Genomic DNA, 13,570 nt, shown 5'->3' on the forward strand with positions numbered 1-13,570 from the left:
TCTGAATCCTGCTCTGAATCAAAGAGATAGAGCATGATGTCGCCCGAAAACCGCTTCACGCTTTTCGGCATCATGCTCTGCCATCAACGGTCCGTTCATCCTTTGGCGGCTAGTGTCGGAGGCTGGCCTCAGCCGATCCGCGAGCGACCGTGTTCGACCTTATCGATTTCAAGGCGGTGCTGGTCATCGCCCTCATCTTCATTCCGCTCGAGCAGCTTCTGCCGCTGCATGCCGAGCAATCGGCGACGCGCCGGCACTGGCTGAACGACGTCGTCTATCTGCTCTTCAACGGCATCGTCATCAAGCTCGGCATGTTGCTGGTGGTCGGCGCGGCGATGCTTGTGGTGCAGCGTTTCGTTCCCGAAGCGCTCACCGCCGCCGTCCAGTCGCAGCCTTTATGGCTGCAGGCAATCGAGGCTGTGCTCATCGCCGATATCGGCTTCTACCTTGCCCATCGCGCCTTTCACGCGCTGCCGTTCCTGTGGCGCTTTCACGCCATCCACCACTCGATCGAGGAGATGGATTGGCTGGCCGCCCACCGCGTGCACCCGGTGGACCAGATCCTGACCAAGTCGGCTTCGTTCCTGCCGCTGTTCGCGCTGGGTTTTTCCGGCGAGGCGGTTCTTATCTACGTGCTGATCTATCACTGGCAGTCGGTGTTCATCCACTCCAACACGCGCATCAAATTCGGGCCGTTGAAATGGCTGATTGCCTCGCCGCAGTTCCATCACTGGCACCATGCCAACGAACGCCAGGCCTATGACAGGAATTTCGCCGGACAGTTGCCCTTTCTCGACCTGATCGGCGGCACCTTGTTCATGCCGCAACGAATGCCGGAAAAATACGGCGTCGACGAGCCGGTGCCGCAATTCTATCACCAGCAGCTTGTCTATCCCTTCGTCGCCGCGGCCGAACCGGCCGCGCCGATCGTTGAGGCCGCGCCCGGCGCCGCCAAGCCGGAATGACGGCACCCGCCACTGAGGGCGGGTTTTTCGCGGGAGGGTAATCCTTTGCCGTAAAACTCAGCCGGCGAAACCGCCATATCCGCGCGCCACCGGCTTGACCGAGACGACCGGCTGCTCCGAGGGCCAGAGCACGCCCGCCGTCACCGCGAAGGTGATCAGCGCATCGCGCGCCGCCTCGGCCGAGATTTCTCCACTGCGCGCCGCCTCGCAGGCCTTCACCGCGGCGCCGTAGCTGAGGCGGCGGCGCGACGGCGGAAACTCGGTCAGGAAGTCATGCATCTCGAACAGCGAGGCGATCATGCGCTTGTGGCCGGCGCCGACGCTGAGGGCGACCGGGGTGAAGAACATCCTGTCGTACATTCGGACCTCGTCTATTGGCTGTGGAAGCGGGGCTGCCGCCTCCGGTCTGGAGGGAGGACGTCACACAACGCGGCTTGCGGCGAGTGGTTCCGCGCGCGCCGATTTTTCCGTACTGGACGTGATCCGTCGGGCAGGCGGCCTATTTCCACATCCCGCGCATGCGGGAGCCGAGATCGACCTTGACGCCCGGCTTCTGGCGCGGGTCGTCCTTGAGCGCGGCGCTTGCCCAGGACGACTGCTCGAAGGCCGAAAGCATCGAGGCCGGGATGAAGCGGGTGCGCGAGGCATAGACGTGGCGGTCGCCGCGAGCCGGCTGGTTGTGCGGATAAAAGCGCTGCGGCACGACGAGATGCAGGCTGTCCTTGGCCCTGGTCATCGCCACGTAGAGCAGGCGCCGCTCCTCCTCGATGTCCTCCTTGGTGCCAACGCCGAGATCGGCAGGGATGCAGCCGTCGACGGTGTTGAGCACGAAGACGTTCTTCCACTCCTGGCCCTTGGCCGAATGGATGGTCGATAGGATAAGGTAATCCTCGTCACGATGCGGCGGCCCGGCCTGGTCGCTGGTGGCGTCGGGCGGGTCGAGGGTGAGCTCGGTCAGGAAGCGCTCGCGCGACGGATAGGTCGATGCGATCTGTTCGAGCTGGATGAGGTCGGCGCGGCGCGTGATCGCATCTTCATGGATGCGTTCCATATGCGGCTCGTACCAGAGCCTGATCCGCTCGAGGTCGGCCGGCCATTTGGCGCCGGCGCGTAAGCCGCCATAGATGTCGAGGAAGACCGGCCAATCTTGCGCGGCGCGCTGCGGCGGCCGGAAGCGGGCAAGGCCCAGCGTCTCGTCCAGCGATGTCGCCATGGCGTCCACGATCTGCGAGGCGGCGGATGGGCCGATGCCCGGCATGAGCTGCAGCACCCGAAAACCGGCGACGCGGTCGCGCGGGTTTTCGGCGAAGCGCAGCATCGCCAGCATGTCTTTGACATGCGCGGCATCGAGGAATTTCAGGCCGCCGAACTTGACGAAAGGGATGTTGCGGCGCGTGAGCTCGACCTCCAGCGGCCCGCTATGGCTCGAGGTGCGGAACAGCACCGCCTGCGCCTTCAGCGCCGTGCCGGCCTCGCGCTCCGCCAGGATCGCCTGGCAGACATAATTGGCCTGCTCGGCCTCGTCGCGCACGCTGACCAGCTGCGGCTTGTGCGATGATCGCCGCTCGGTCCACAGATTCTTGGTGAAGCGCTCGCTGGCCTCGCCAATCACCTTGTTGGCCGCGGCCAGGATCGTCTCGGTCGAGCGGTAATTGCGCTCCAGCATGACGACCGCTGCTTCTTGCGCGAACTGTCTTGGAAAGTCGAGGATGTTGCGCACTTCCGCAGCGCGGAAGGAATAGATCGACTGCGCGTCGTCGCCAACGACGGTCAAGCCCGCGCCGTCCGGTTTCAGCGCCAGAAGGATCGAGGCCTGCAGCCGGTTGGTGTCCTGGTATTCGTCGACCAGTACATGGTCGAAGCGGCTGGAAAGATGCGCGGCGATCTCAGGCTCCGCCGCCATCTGCGCCCAGTAGAGCAGCAGGTCGTCGTAATCGAGCACGTTCTGCGCCTGCTTGGCCTCGACATAGGCCGCGAACAGCGCCTTGAGCTGGTCCGCCCATGCCGCGCACCACGGGAAGGCCGAGCCCAGCACTTCACCCAGCGGCGCCTGCGCATTCACCGCCCGCGAATAGATCTGCAGGCAGGTGCCCTTGGTCGGAAAGCGGCTTTCGGTTTTCGAGAATCCCAGCTCGTGCCGGGCAAGGTTCATCAGGTCGGCGGAATCCTCGCGGTCGTGGATGGTGAAGGCCGGATCGAGGCCGATCTGCTCGGCATAATCGCGCAGCAGTCGCGCGCCGATGCCGTGGAAAGTGCCGGCCCAGGCGAGCGCGTCGGCGATGATGGCCGCGTCGCGCCCCAGCACCTCGCCGGCGATGCGCTCAACGCGCTTGGCCATCTCGGCAGCGGCGCGACGGGAGAAGGTCATCAGCAGAATGCGGCGCGGATCGGCGTCCTTGACGATGAGATGGGCGACGCGATGCGCCAGCGTGTTGGTCTTGCCGGAACCGGCACCTGCGATCACTAGCAGCGGCGCGGCCACCTTGCCGTCGCCATGCATCACCGCCAGCCGCTGCTCGTCGTTCAGCCGGCCAAGATAGGCGGGCGCCTCGAAGGACGAATCACGAGCGGCGATGTTCATCGCCCATCAAGCATCGTTTCCGCTTTGTTCGCAACGGGTATGGCGCTGGCGATTGGCGAAAGCCGACGCGACAGACGATCTTCCCCAGAAGGGGAGATTCTACCGCTTCGGCTCGACTCCCATCGCCGCCGACTGGCGCCGCAAATTGCGCCTCTCGTCGCCCGGCATGTCCAGCGGTGCGACATCGCCGGGAACCTCATCGATGATCCTGATGGCGACGCGGTAGGCGGTGTAGGCAAACAGCCCTGTTAACAGCAGGCGGATCATGGCCATCTCCTTATCCGGTTCGATCGGGTCTCAACCGGGCGCGCGCAGGTTGGTTCCCCTCCAGCCAGCCAAACCGCGCCACGCAACCAAACCGCCACCGCTTCGTTGCCCTTGAGATCAAGGAGCAAACGAGAGGAGCTTGTCATGAAGAAGAAGCTTCCTGTGCTGCTGGTTCTTGCGGCAGGGCTCGTGCTCGTCGCCTGTGACAACAGCGTGCAACCCACCAAGGCGCCGGGCGCTGAAGTCAACCAGAACCCTCAGGTCGACAAGAACCCGGTGCCGAAATCGACCACCGGTGGCGACCAGCAGGGTACAGCGCCGAAGCAATAGGGCAGGGCGGGCTGAATTGTCGTCAGCCTGAAACGAAGAAGGCCGGCGCTGCTTGGGAGGAAGCTGATAGCGCCGGCCAAGCGGGAAAATCAGGCCCGCCGCGGGACCAAAGATAGCTGAGTCTCGACCCTGCGTCATGGTGCGATCGCGGTAGCCGGCTATACAGCCTCGAGCAAATCACCGGAAAATCCCGAAATTCTGCAAGGCTCCACCATTGTGGGGTCTCTGATGCTGCCTTGGGTGACGCGCGATCGGAACCAACTATGAAGACTGTTGCAACAACTGCCCTTGCTCTCGCCGCGCTCACCGTCGCTGGGCCGGTCATCTGGACGGTCGCGTATAACCATCAGCAACATCTCGGCGACCGGGAACTCATCTCGATCGCTGCCGAGGATGTGGTAAGAGTTGAGCTTGGGGCGATCGCCTACGCCTCCGCCGAGGAACTGCTGTCAAGCAACCCCGGCTGCTGCATCGTCAGTCACTCCAATCACGAGTGGCTGCGGTTTCCGGCGCGCCTCTACGAAGACGGCGTCTCAATCGTGCAGATGAGCTATCTCATCGAAAGGACGCCGAAACCGGAATATTACTTCCGCGAAGTCGCGATCGATGCGGATGGCCGAATATTGGAGACCAGGGGCATTGAGACAGACATGCAAGAGCATTGGTAGCCGGCAATCGCCGCCCGCATCTGCGCATTCTCAATATCGAGGCATGGATGACTAGGAAGCTTGCATTGGGCGCGTTGGCAACAACAGCAATTCTATTGGCCGTATTGGCAGCGGCGTCGTGGTATTCCGGTGAGTTGAATGGGTACTGCGGTGAAACGGGCCAGATCGCATCCGACGCTGCGTTGATTGAGAGCGCGCTCATTCTGGAAGCCCGGGAGTCGGATTTTCCCCGCGCAATTTCCGGCGCCGCTGCCGCAGGCGAATACGCAAAAGATAACCCCGATTGCTGCGCCGTCGAGCGATGGGATCATCCGTTCATGGCAAGTCCCTTTTTGACTGTCCTGTCGGGGACGCGTGGATTTGCTGTTACCCTAATCTATCCGCGGAAGCATCCGGATGCTGACGGCGCCTACCAGCAAACAACCAATATAATAGATGGCTGTGGTACGTCGATCGACAGGTACTCGATGTCAAGTGTGCGAAAGCCGATGGCGACGCAGTATTAAAAGGGTTCGAGCATCTTCATTCGAGATGCCGGTGGAAACCTTTATCAGCACCAGCGACCACACTTTCGCGGAATATCTTGCGCGGCGGGTGCTGGATTCGTTCCAGCGCGCATTCGTGGGGCCTCACGCCACCGCCGAGCGCGCTTGTTGTCCGCCGGCGATCTCGATGTCCAGCTGGCGCTGCGTCAGCGCCGCTTCGGACATGAGCCACCGCTTGAACAGCTCCACCTTGCGGGCGCCGAGCGCCTTGATCGGGCTGACGAAATACCAGCCCGCCGTATTGGGATGGTGGACCGCGAAAGGAGCCACCAGCCGTTCGGCGCGGATATCGCTTGCCATGTAGGCACGGTTGGCGACGGCAAAGCCCATTCCGGCATTGGCCGCCTCGTAGGACATCATGCAGCTATCGAAATAGACGCTCCTGGTTTCGCCAAGCACGAAGCTCGCGCCGGCAAAGCCCAGCCACGACTGCCAGTTCTGCGTGCAGGTGTCGGAATGAAGCAGTGTGAAATAGCGCAGGTCTTCCGGCGTCACCTTCGACAGCGGTTTGTCGCCCAGCACATCGTGGAAGAGCTTGCGGCTGCAGACCGGTGTCAGGTCTTCCTTGAACAGCAGTTCCGAGGTGAGGCCGGGGAAGTTGCCGTCGCCATATCGGATCTCGAGATCGTATTCCGAGGTTGAGAATTCATGCGTGGCGTAAGAGGTCGACACCCGCATCTCGATGTCGGGATATTGCCGCTGGAAGGCCGAAAGCCGCGGGAACAGCCAGCGCGCGGCGAAAGTCGGCAGCACGCAGATCCGCAGCACATGTGCCTGCGACTGGCCCGTAGCCTCCATGCTGGCCGCCACGATCCGCTCCAGCGCCTCGCGGACGCGCGCCACGTAGGTCTCACCCTCCGGCGTCAGCGACACGGCATTGCCGCCGCGCTCGAAGATCTTGAAGCGAAGCTGATCCTCCAGGCTCTTCACGCGCTGGCTGACGGCGGAAGCGGTAATGAACTGCTCTTCGCCGGCACGCGTGAAATTCTTGTGCCTCGCGGCGCTCTCCACGATTTTCAGCGAGTTGAGGTTGACTTGACTGAGCAGCCGCACGGGGTTTCGTCCTTAAGCTGGGCTTACGCTACCACCAGCATTCCTAAATTTACAGGGGTAGGCGTTTAAATGACTGTTAACCAAGTGTTGCCCCCACCTTGGAGAAAGTAGAATGAACGCCCATACAATTCCCGAACTGCGTTGCGCAATGAGTCGCGAGGCCATCATTGGTCATGAGACGTCCTGGAAAGTGTCTGGTTTCGGCGTCGCCCAGTATCGTCACGGTTACGACCCCGCTCTGCTTGCCGCCATCGAGGAAGCCGCCCTGAAGTTGAAGGCCAGCCATGCCGTGCACAAGCACCTCGACCTCACCTTCATCACCGGCGCCGACCGCTTTATTCCAGAGATCAAGGAGCTTTTGCACGACAAGCTGCGCCTGGAAAGACTGTCCGACATGATGGGCACCAAGCTTGAGCCGTATCCACTGTCGATCGTCGGCTCGACCGTCACCTTCATGAATCCGAAAGACGGTGCGGTCGAATGGCATTGCGACGGCGTTCCGGTGACCGAGCTCATTCCGCTGTCGATCAGCGACCCGCTCATCGGCGGCCATCTTGAGATCTATTGCGACGATTCCGAGACCGGCCGCTCGATCCTGGAATCCGGCCGCGATCTGCCGCGCAACAAGATCATGCGCATCGACCACAAGATGAACTATGCCACGCTCGGCCAGTTCCTTGGCGTGCTCCACCGCACCGCGCCGATCCAGCTCGGCGAGCGCGTCACGCTGGTGCTCAACCAGCGCTCGGCGATCAAACCCTATGTCGACGATAACCGCATGTTCTACCTTGCCGCCGACAACGACCATGACCGTGCCTGGGTGAACGAACTGGCGGAGGATGTCTGGACCAATCAGCTGCCCGCCTACCGCCGCCATGCCGAGGAGCATCCCGTGCCGCAGCCGACGGCGGAAGCGGTTTCCGGCGCGGCGAGGGAGTCGTGGTAATGAGCCACGACCCGGTCGACCGTCAGCCGCTGTCAAGGTCTCTGAGCCTCGGCCCGGTCGCGCCGGAAAGTCAAAACCGTTCCAGCGTCGCCCCCGGGGCGGCGCTGGCCTTCGCCCTCGGCGCCGTGGCGCTGTGGGCCACCAACGCCCTGGTCGGCAAGACACTGCTTGCCCTCTATCCGGTGTCGCAAGTGCAGTTTCTGCAGTTTTGCGGCGCGGCCATGGTCTTCGCGCTGATCCGGCTGACGAGCACTCCTCCTTCCCCCCTTGTCGGGGAAGGTGGATCCGCGCTTGCCGCTTACCTTGTCGGCTTCGTGGGCCTGGTCGGCACGATGGTGCTGCAATATATCGGCTTCGCCTCGATGCCGGTTATCGAGGCAAACCTCGTCGCCTACACTTGGCCGCTGATGACCGCCGCGGCGGTTATCCTGCTTGGCCGTCCGCGCCGTCCGCTGCTGCTCGGGCTGGCGGCGGCGCTCGGCTTCGTCGGCGTGGCGCTGGTCATTTCGGGCGGCCGCGCGCAGACCTGGTTCCAAGGCGGCAGCCTCGTCGGCTACCTTGCCGCTTTCGGCTCGGCGCTCTGCATGGCCTTTTACTCGCTCGCCGTCGGCCGCCTTGCCGTGTCGCCGGAGCGTCTGCTGTTGCCCTCGGCGCTGATCGGCGTCGCGCTCACCTTTGCCTGGTGCCTGCATGACGGCTTCGTGCGCCCGACCGGCGCGCACCTTCTGCTCGGCCTCTATCTCGGTGCCGGCCCGATGGGGCTCGGCTATTATTTCTGGTCGCGCGCGGCGAAGCTCGATCATGGCGGCAGGATAGCGGTCGTCGCCTATCTGACGCCGATTGCTTCCACATTTTTGCTGACGCTCACGGGCGAAAGCCTGTCGATGACGGCGGTTGCCGGCGCCGTCCTCGTCATCGGCAGCTGCCTTGCGGTCGGCGTCGAAGGTACGGAGACCCGGAACGATGTCCAAGACGGCCGTTGACGATGACGAACGCCGCGCCAGGCAGGAGGCGTACTGGCTGGTCAGGGAGTTTGGCGCGGAGGCGCCGCTCTATGCGGCCATGAAGGCCGAAAAGGCCATCGAGCAGAAGGATTTCGGCCGCTGCGCGCGCTGGAAGCGCGTGCTGGAGATCCTCGCGGACAAGCCGCCCGCGGAACTCAGGCGCGGTGTCGCCGCCAAATGACCGATTTGCCATGGGGCCGCCGAATCGCGCATGTTCGATTATCCGACGGTAGATTGTCGCGGCCGTGCCGGAACTTGCCCTGAACTTTGATTTTTCAGCAACTTTCACGGCGAATCGAAGTGCTATAGCGCCTTTTGCGCATCCAGGCGGACCGCCTGAGCTATAAAACGCTGGCTATAGCTATTAGAATTCCTAACTTGCGCGTTTCCAGTCCGCGTAGAAACATCGCCCGGTATTGAGTTTCGTAGATTTACTGACTATGGACGGTCCGTTGGGGGACAGGTCCAATTCGATACACCGACGAAAGTCTTAAAAAAGAGCTGGCGATTTGAGGGCCAGCAGAAGGTGAAAAAATTGTCCAACATCGACGACAAGACTGCAATCGAGCTGACCGCCGACATTGTCTCGGCCTATGTCGGCAACAATCCGCTCCCCGCCTCTGGCCTGCCTGATCTGATCGCCAGCGTCAGCGCCTCGGTTCGCAAGCTCGCCAGCGGCAGCGTTGTCAAGGAGGCGGTGGCTCTGACGCCCGCTGTCAACCCGAAGCGCTCGGTTTTCCCCGACTACATCGTGTGCCTGGAGGATGGAAAGAAGTTCAAGTCGTTGAAGCGCCACCTCGCGACCGACCATGGTCTGACGCCGGACGAATACCGCGCGAAATGGGGTCTGCCAGCCGACTATCCGATGGTGGCGCCCAGCTATTCGGCGACCCGCTCGGCGTTGGCCAAATCCTCCGGCCTCGGCCGCAAGCCAGCCGGCGGCGACGCGGGCAAGGGCAAGCGCAAGGCCAAGGCCTGAGGCATGTTGCCCGCAACAGATGATGTCGCGCCATTACCATGGCGCGACCATCTGGCCGCCCTCGGCGCGTTGCGCCGTGGCGTAGCCGCCCAGTCCTCGGTGGACGCGGCCAACGGCGTCAGGGCGCGGCGCATCCTGTTTTCGCTGGGCGATCCCTCCGGCGACATGCTTGCCGCGCTCGACGCGCTTGACCGGTTCGAGCGCGCCATCGTCGAATGCGACGACCCGTCGGCCATCGAAGCGCGAAGACTGAATTGCTTGGTTATCCTGGACCGCCTTGCGGCAAACAGTTCGCCGCGCGCCTAGACTAGCGGTGGGCCTGAGGCGGCTTGACCGGCCGGGCTCGCTTGGAATCCTGCTCGCCGGCAAGGCTCTCCGCCTCGACCGCTGTCATTTCAAGGAGATAGACAAGCATCTGGTAGCGCGTGCGCGAGAGCATTTTGGCCAGCTTGCGCGTGATCTCCGCGACATATCGCAACGTTCGTAAATCGCTGGGCGCTCTATCCATCGTGAGCTCCTGATATGGCCAAGTTATTTGGGCCAAGTTACGTGAACCAAGTTATTGTTGGCGCCCACTCACGACTCACGGCGCGCCTACAGGTTTGCAGGTTTGCGGCAAAACTGAAAATCATTTTTGATAAGCATCATGCTTAGCCCGGAAGATTTTGCCGTCTTTTTTTGGTGGTATCACCACTTGTGGTGCTAATATTGAACCAAAGCCGAACTTGCGGTCGTCTTGCCGCGCTGGGCTGATTTTCCGCCAGGGAATGTTGATCGTAACAGGCCGGCTATGGCCGCTCAGCCTTTATAAGCAGAGCAGAAGCCCGGCGGGTTGTTTTTGCCGATCATGGCGCAGCCGCGCTTGATCTCGTCGATCATCATGCTGCAGGCATTCTGCCCGTTGCAGGGCGGATTGGTCGCCGGCGACACCTGGATGCACTGCGAGACATACTGGTCCGACTTCGCCTTGCCGGCGGATTGCACGCATGGCCGCGTGTCGTTCTGGCTTGCCTTGGCAGGGGCGGGTTTCGCGGGCGCGGCGCCAGCCGTCGCGGGCGCGGCCTTCGCAGGCGCGGCACTGCCGCCGCTTTGCGGCACGCAGGAGAGATCGCCTTCGGGGCATTGCAATTGGTGCTGCAACTGCGCCAGCCGCGCCTTGGTCAACTCCGCCCTGCAGGTCTCGATGAGGGTCGAGTACACTGAGCCATCAGCATAAGGCTGGGTGCGGAAGGCGCACTCCTTGTCGCGGAACGGGATCCAGGCGCGCTGCGCGTCGCGCAAGCGCTTCAGGTTGGCGGGAGCGAGACGTCCCGCCAGCGCCTTGTAGACTGCGTTGAGGCCCGCGTCGGCCGAAGCGGCATTCGCTGCCGTGCAGGTAGCAAGGTCGGCCTGCGTCTTCGCTGCCGCGCAGTCGGTGGCTGCCGCGTGGGCCGATGGCGTGGTGAGAAACAGGCTGGCAGCGCCCGCGAAAATCCCGATCACCAGTGAAGCCGAAATGAGCGTGGTCTTGCCTGACATCTGATCTTCCCTCTGCTTGAATCGAACCCCGCCGCTCGCGCCAGCATAGGTTGAGACAACAGCCGCGATCAACGCCAATCCCACGACGCGGCAAGCAAAGTGTGACCGGCGCGGATTGGCTACGACGGAGCAGCGCCCAGTCTCGGGACGGTGCCTCGCCGCTCTCCGCGATCGCTGCGGAGGCTGGAGGGGCAGGGTGCTGTCCTGCCCGCCACCATCTCCTTGTTTTGACGCAATTCCGGATGGCGGCTATGGCGAAGGCGCCGAGCCCAACCGCACACACTTTTCCTGGAATTGCTCTAGTCGTTCATAGGCGACGCCTAAAACGCCTTCCCGGAATCGATCTGGATCAACAGGTGTTCCGGCGCCCGCGTCTCTGGGCTGTTCGCAATCTTTCCCGCCTGCGCAGAGGTTGGTTGGGCCTGCGGCCCACTCGCGGGCTCAGTCGGGACAGCAGTTTGAGCAGTCTGGTCCTCGAACAGAACCACCTGCGTCGCCAGCGCGGTTGTCGTGGCGACCTGGAAGAAGATGAAGGCTAGGGCGAGATAGCGGATCACGGGCCTCCAAACGCTTCGGCCGGCAACTGGTTCCAGTCCGTCGTGTTTTCTGTGAACGGCCAATGCATGTCGCCCAGAAGTGTGCAGCGGTTCTGGGACAACGACATGCAGCAAAACAAAGGCTTAAAGCGCGTGGCCTGAATCCGCTTCAGCGCGACGCGCTTTTAAGTCAGCGCGGCGGGCCTCATCCGAGCCCCTGGCTCTTGCGAAGCGCCGATCTCCCGTGCAAAAGCCGGCCATGCTTATCATCAACGACCTTACGCTGCGCATGGCGGGGCGACTGCTTCTCGATCATGCCTCATTGACCCTGCCGGCCGGCACCAAGGCCGGTCTCGTCGGCCGCAACGGCACCGGCAAGACCACGCTGTTCAAGGCGATCACCGGCGATTTCCCTTCGGAGACCGGCTCGATCAGCCTGCCGAAGAACACCCGCATCGGCCAGGTGGCGCAGGAAGCGCCCGGCACCGAGGAGCCGCTGATCGACATCGTCCTGAAAGCCGATGTCGAGCGCCAGGCCCTGCTCGAGGAAGAAAAGACCGCGACCGATCCGCACCGCATCGCCGAGATCCATACGCGGCTGGCCGATATCGACGCGCATTCGGCCGAATCCCGCGCCGCCACCATCCTTGCCGGCCTCGGCTTCGACGATGCCGCGCAGCGGCGGCCGGCCTCGTCTTTCTCCGGCGGCTGGCGCATGCGCGTGGCTTTGGCCGCCGTGCTTTTCTCCGAGCCCGACCTGCTGCTGCTCGACGAGCCGACCAACTATCTCGACCTTGAAGGCACGCTGTGGCTGGAGAACTACGTCGCGAAATATCCGCACACGGTTTTGCTGATCTCGCACGACCGCGATCTGCTCAACCGCGCCGTCAACTCGATCGTCCATCTCGACCAGAAGAAGCTGACCTTCTGGCGCGGCGGCTACGACCAGTTCGAACGCCAGCTCACCGAGCAGCGCGAGCTGCAGGAAAAGAGCCGCGTCAAGCAGGAAACCCAGCGCAAGCATATGGAATCCTTCGTCGAGCGTTTTCGCGCCAAGGCTTCCAAGGCCCGGCAGGCGCAGTCGCGCCTGAAGGCGCTGGAAAAGCTGAAGCCGATCGCCGCTGTCGTGAATGACACGGTACGGCCGTTCTCCTTCCCGGAGCCGGTGAAGACGGTGGCCTCGCCGATCGTCGCGCTCAATAGCGTCAATGTCGGCTACACCGAGGGCAGTCCGATCCTGAAGAAGATGACGCTGCGCATCGATGCCGACGATCGCATCGCGCTGCTCGGCGCCAACGGCAACGGCAAGTCGACCTTCGCCAAATTGCTCGCCGGCCGGCTGAAGGCCGAGACCGGCACGGTGACGGTTGCGCCCGGGCTGAAAGTGGCGATCTTCGCCCAGCACCAGCTCGACGATTTGCGCCCCGAGGAAAACGCCTACGAGCATGTACGCCGGCTGATGCCGGACGCGCCGGAAGCCAAGGTGCGCGCCCGCGTCGCCCAGTTCGGCCTTGCAACCGAGAAGATGAACACCGCTGCGAAAGACCTGTCCGGCGGCGAAAAGGCGCGGCTGCTGATGGGTCTGTCGGCTTTCGAGGGCCCGAACCTCTTCATCCTCGACGAGCCGACCAACCATCTCGACATCGACAGCCGTGAATCGCTGATCCATGCGCTCAATGATTTTCCGGGCGCGGTGATCCTGATCTCGCACGACCGGCACCTGCTCGAAGCCACCGCCGACCGGCTCTGGCTGGTCAAGGACGGCGCGGTCAATCCCTATGACGGCGATCTCGAGGATTACAAGACCTTGGTCACCGGCGTGTCGTCCAACCGCCGCGAGCAGAAGGAAGCCGACAAGGCGTCCAAGGCCGATCGCCGCCGCGAAGCCGCCCAGCGCCGGGCCGCATTGGAACCGCTGGCGAAGGAAATCCGCGCCACCGAGGCGCTGATGGACCGCATGCGCAAGCGCATCGACCTGATCGAGGACGAGCTCGCCAATCCGGCGGTCTACGAGAAGGATCCCTCGACCGCCACGCGGCTGGCCAAGGAGCGCTCGCAACTGGCGCAGACGCTGGCGCAGAACGAGGACAAGTGGCTGACGATGTCGGCGGAATATGAGGAAGGGATCGCGGAATAGCGCGGTTTCTCCTTCTCCCGCAAGGGGAGAAGGAGGAGCTC

Annotated in this window: 17 protein-coding genes; 10 read left to right on the top strand and 7 right to left on the bottom strand. The window is 63.0% G+C overall.

Going from position 1 to position 13,570, the window contains the following annotated elements:
• Positions 1–149: 149 nt before the first annotated feature.
• Positions 150–965, top strand: coding sequence for a sterol desaturase family protein (locus FJW07_RS04540; protein ID WP_140854742.1), 816 nt, complete (start codon positions 150–152; stop codon positions 963–965).
• Positions 966–1,022: 57 nt separating this feature from the next.
• Here the strand turns inward: FJW07_RS04540 and FJW07_RS04545 are convergent, their stop codons facing one another.
• From FJW07_RS04545 to FJW07_RS31580, 3 genes are all read right to left on the bottom strand, one after another.
• The gene (locus FJW07_RS04545) at positions 1,023–1,325 is read right to left on the bottom strand and encodes a DUF982 domain-containing protein (RefSeq protein ID WP_140854744.1); all 303 of its coding nucleotides are present in this window, start codon (positions 1,323–1,325) and stop codon (positions 1,023–1,025) included.
• 139 nt (positions 1,326–1,464) lie between these two features.
• On the bottom strand, positions 1,465–3,546 hold the full coding sequence (locus tag FJW07_RS04550) for an ATP-dependent helicase (RefSeq protein WP_140854745.1): 2,082 nt from the start codon (positions 3,544–3,546) through the stop codon (positions 1,465–1,467).
• 99 nt (positions 3,547–3,645) lie between these two features.
• Positions 3,646–3,813, bottom strand: coding sequence for a hypothetical protein (locus tag FJW07_RS31580; protein ID WP_181182563.1), 168 nt, complete (start codon positions 3,811–3,813; stop codon positions 3,646–3,648).
• Between the two features lie 144 nt (positions 3,814–3,957).
• On the opposite strand from FJW07_RS31580, the gene FJW07_RS04555 reads away from it, so the two are divergent.
• The 3 genes from FJW07_RS04555 to FJW07_RS04565 all read left to right on the top strand — a co-directional run bounded on the left by FJW07_RS04555 (position 3,958) and on the right by FJW07_RS04565 (position 5,317).
• A complete protein-coding gene (locus tag FJW07_RS04555) occupies positions 3,958–4,143 on the top strand; it encodes a hypothetical protein (protein WP_140854747.1) in 186 nt (61 codons plus the stop codon).
• Between the two features lie 263 nt (positions 4,144–4,406).
• Positions 4,407–4,811 (top strand): hypothetical protein, encoded by a 405-nt coding sequence (locus FJW07_RS04560; protein ID WP_140651865.1) that lies wholly within the window; start codon positions 4,407–4,409, stop codon positions 4,809–4,811.
• Between the two features lie 65 nt (positions 4,812–4,876).
• Positions 4,877–5,317: a hypothetical protein gene (locus tag FJW07_RS04565; protein WP_210239855.1), complete on the top strand. Its 441-nt coding sequence runs from the start codon at positions 4,877–4,879 to the stop codon at positions 5,315–5,317.
• A gap of 123 nt (positions 5,318–5,440) precedes the next feature.
• Here the strand turns inward: FJW07_RS04565 and FJW07_RS04570 are convergent, their stop codons facing one another.
• Complete coding sequence (locus FJW07_RS04570; RefSeq protein WP_140854751.1) at positions 5,441–6,409, bottom strand: LysR substrate-binding domain-containing protein; 969 nt, start codon at positions 6,407–6,409, stop codon at positions 5,441–5,443.
• A 112-nt stretch (positions 6,410–6,521) separates the two neighbouring features.
• Between FJW07_RS04570 and FJW07_RS31585 the strand changes: the two genes are divergently transcribed.
• The 5 genes from FJW07_RS31585 to FJW07_RS04600 all read left to right on the top strand — a co-directional run bounded on the left by FJW07_RS31585 (position 6,522) and on the right by FJW07_RS04600 (position 9,644).
• Positions 6,522–7,355 (top strand): hypothetical protein, encoded by an 834-nt coding sequence (locus tag FJW07_RS31585; protein ID WP_181181982.1) that lies wholly within the window; start codon positions 6,522–6,524, stop codon positions 7,353–7,355.
• Positions 7,355–8,338, top strand: coding sequence for a DMT family transporter (locus FJW07_RS04585; RefSeq protein WP_140854753.1), 984 nt, complete (start codon positions 7,355–7,357; stop codon positions 8,336–8,338). Before FJW07_RS31585 ends, FJW07_RS04585 begins: the two co-directional genes overlap by 1 nt.
• Positions 8,319–8,540 (top strand): hypothetical protein, encoded by a 222-nt coding sequence (locus tag FJW07_RS04590; protein ID WP_140648172.1) that lies wholly within the window; start codon positions 8,319–8,321, stop codon positions 8,538–8,540. The genes FJW07_RS04585 and FJW07_RS04590 overlap by 20 nt, the downstream gene beginning before the upstream one ends.
• A gap of 354 nt (positions 8,541–8,894) precedes the next feature.
• Positions 8,895–9,338 (top strand): MucR family transcriptional regulator, encoded by a 444-nt coding sequence (locus FJW07_RS04595; RefSeq protein WP_140648171.1) that lies wholly within the window; start codon positions 8,895–8,897, stop codon positions 9,336–9,338.
• 3 nt (positions 9,339–9,341) lie between these two features.
• Entirely contained in the window at positions 9,342–9,644 is a 303-nt protein-coding gene (locus tag FJW07_RS04600) for a hypothetical protein (RefSeq protein WP_140648170.1), read from the top strand.
• A gap of 1 nt (position 9,645) precedes the next feature.
• On the opposite strand, the gene FJW07_RS04605 is transcribed toward FJW07_RS04600, so the two are convergent.
• The 3 genes from FJW07_RS04605 to FJW07_RS04615 form a co-directional block, all read right to left on the bottom strand.
• On the bottom strand, positions 9,646–9,846 hold the full coding sequence (locus FJW07_RS04605; RefSeq protein ID WP_140648077.1) for a hypothetical protein: 201 nt from the start codon (positions 9,844–9,846) through the stop codon (positions 9,646–9,648).
• Between the two features lie 290 nt (positions 9,847–10,136).
• Positions 10,137–10,934, bottom strand: a complete 798-nt coding sequence (locus tag FJW07_RS04610) for a lysozyme inhibitor LprI family protein (RefSeq protein ID WP_140854754.1) — start codon at positions 10,932–10,934, stop codon at positions 10,137–10,139.
• Positions 10,935–11,176: 242 nt separating this feature from the next.
• Positions 11,177–11,413, bottom strand: coding sequence for a hypothetical protein (locus FJW07_RS04615; RefSeq protein ID WP_140854756.1), 237 nt, complete (start codon positions 11,411–11,413; stop codon positions 11,177–11,179).
• A gap of 238 nt (positions 11,414–11,651) precedes the next feature.
• On the opposite strand from FJW07_RS04615, the gene FJW07_RS04620 reads away from it, so the two are divergent.
• Positions 11,652–13,529 (top strand): ABC-F family ATP-binding cassette domain-containing protein, encoded by a 1,878-nt coding sequence (locus FJW07_RS04620; protein WP_140854758.1) that lies wholly within the window; start codon positions 11,652–11,654, stop codon positions 13,527–13,529.
• The last annotated feature ends 41 nt before the right edge of the window (positions 13,530–13,570 follow it).

Source organism: Mesorhizobium sp. B3-1-9 (genome assembly GCF_006439595.1).
GTDB lineage: Bacteria > Pseudomonadota > Alphaproteobacteria > Rhizobiales > Rhizobiaceae > Mesorhizobium.

Coding starts and splice junctions, on each gene's coding strand:
- FJW07_RS04545 (WP_140854744.1), bottom strand. CDS start 1,325: ATGTACGACAGGATGTTCTTCACCCCGGTCGCCCTCAGCGTCGGCGCC.
- FJW07_RS04550 (WP_140854745.1), bottom strand. CDS start 3,546: ATGAACATCGCCGCTCGTGATTCGTCCTTCGAGGCGCCCGCCTATCTT.
- FJW07_RS31580 (WP_181182563.1), bottom strand. CDS start 3,813: ATGATCCGCCTGCTGTTAACAGGGCTGTTTGCCTACACCGCCTACCGC.
- FJW07_RS04555 (WP_140854747.1), top strand. CDS start 3,958: ATGAAGAAGAAGCTTCCTGTGCTGCTGGTTCTTGCGGCAGGGCTCGTG.
- FJW07_RS04560 (WP_140651865.1), top strand. CDS start 4,407: ATGAAGACTGTTGCAACAACTGCCCTTGCTCTCGCCGCGCTCACCGTC.
- FJW07_RS31585 (WP_181181982.1), top strand. CDS start 6,522: ATGAACGCCCATACAATTCCCGAACTGCGTTGCGCAATGAGTCGCGAG.
- FJW07_RS04585 (WP_140854753.1), top strand. CDS start 7,355: ATGAGCCACGACCCGGTCGACCGTCAGCCGCTGTCAAGGTCTCTGAGC.
- FJW07_RS04590 (WP_140648172.1), top strand. CDS start 8,319: ATGTCCAAGACGGCCGTTGACGATGACGAACGCCGCGCCAGGCAGGAG.
- FJW07_RS04600 (WP_140648170.1), top strand. CDS start 9,342: ATGTTGCCCGCAACAGATGATGTCGCGCCATTACCATGGCGCGACCAT.
- FJW07_RS04605 (WP_140648077.1), bottom strand. CDS start 9,846: ATGGATAGAGCGCCCAGCGATTTACGAACGTTGCGATATGTCGCGGAG.
- FJW07_RS04620 (WP_140854758.1), top strand. CDS start 11,652: ATGCTTATCATCAACGACCTTACGCTGCGCATGGCGGGGCGACTGCTT.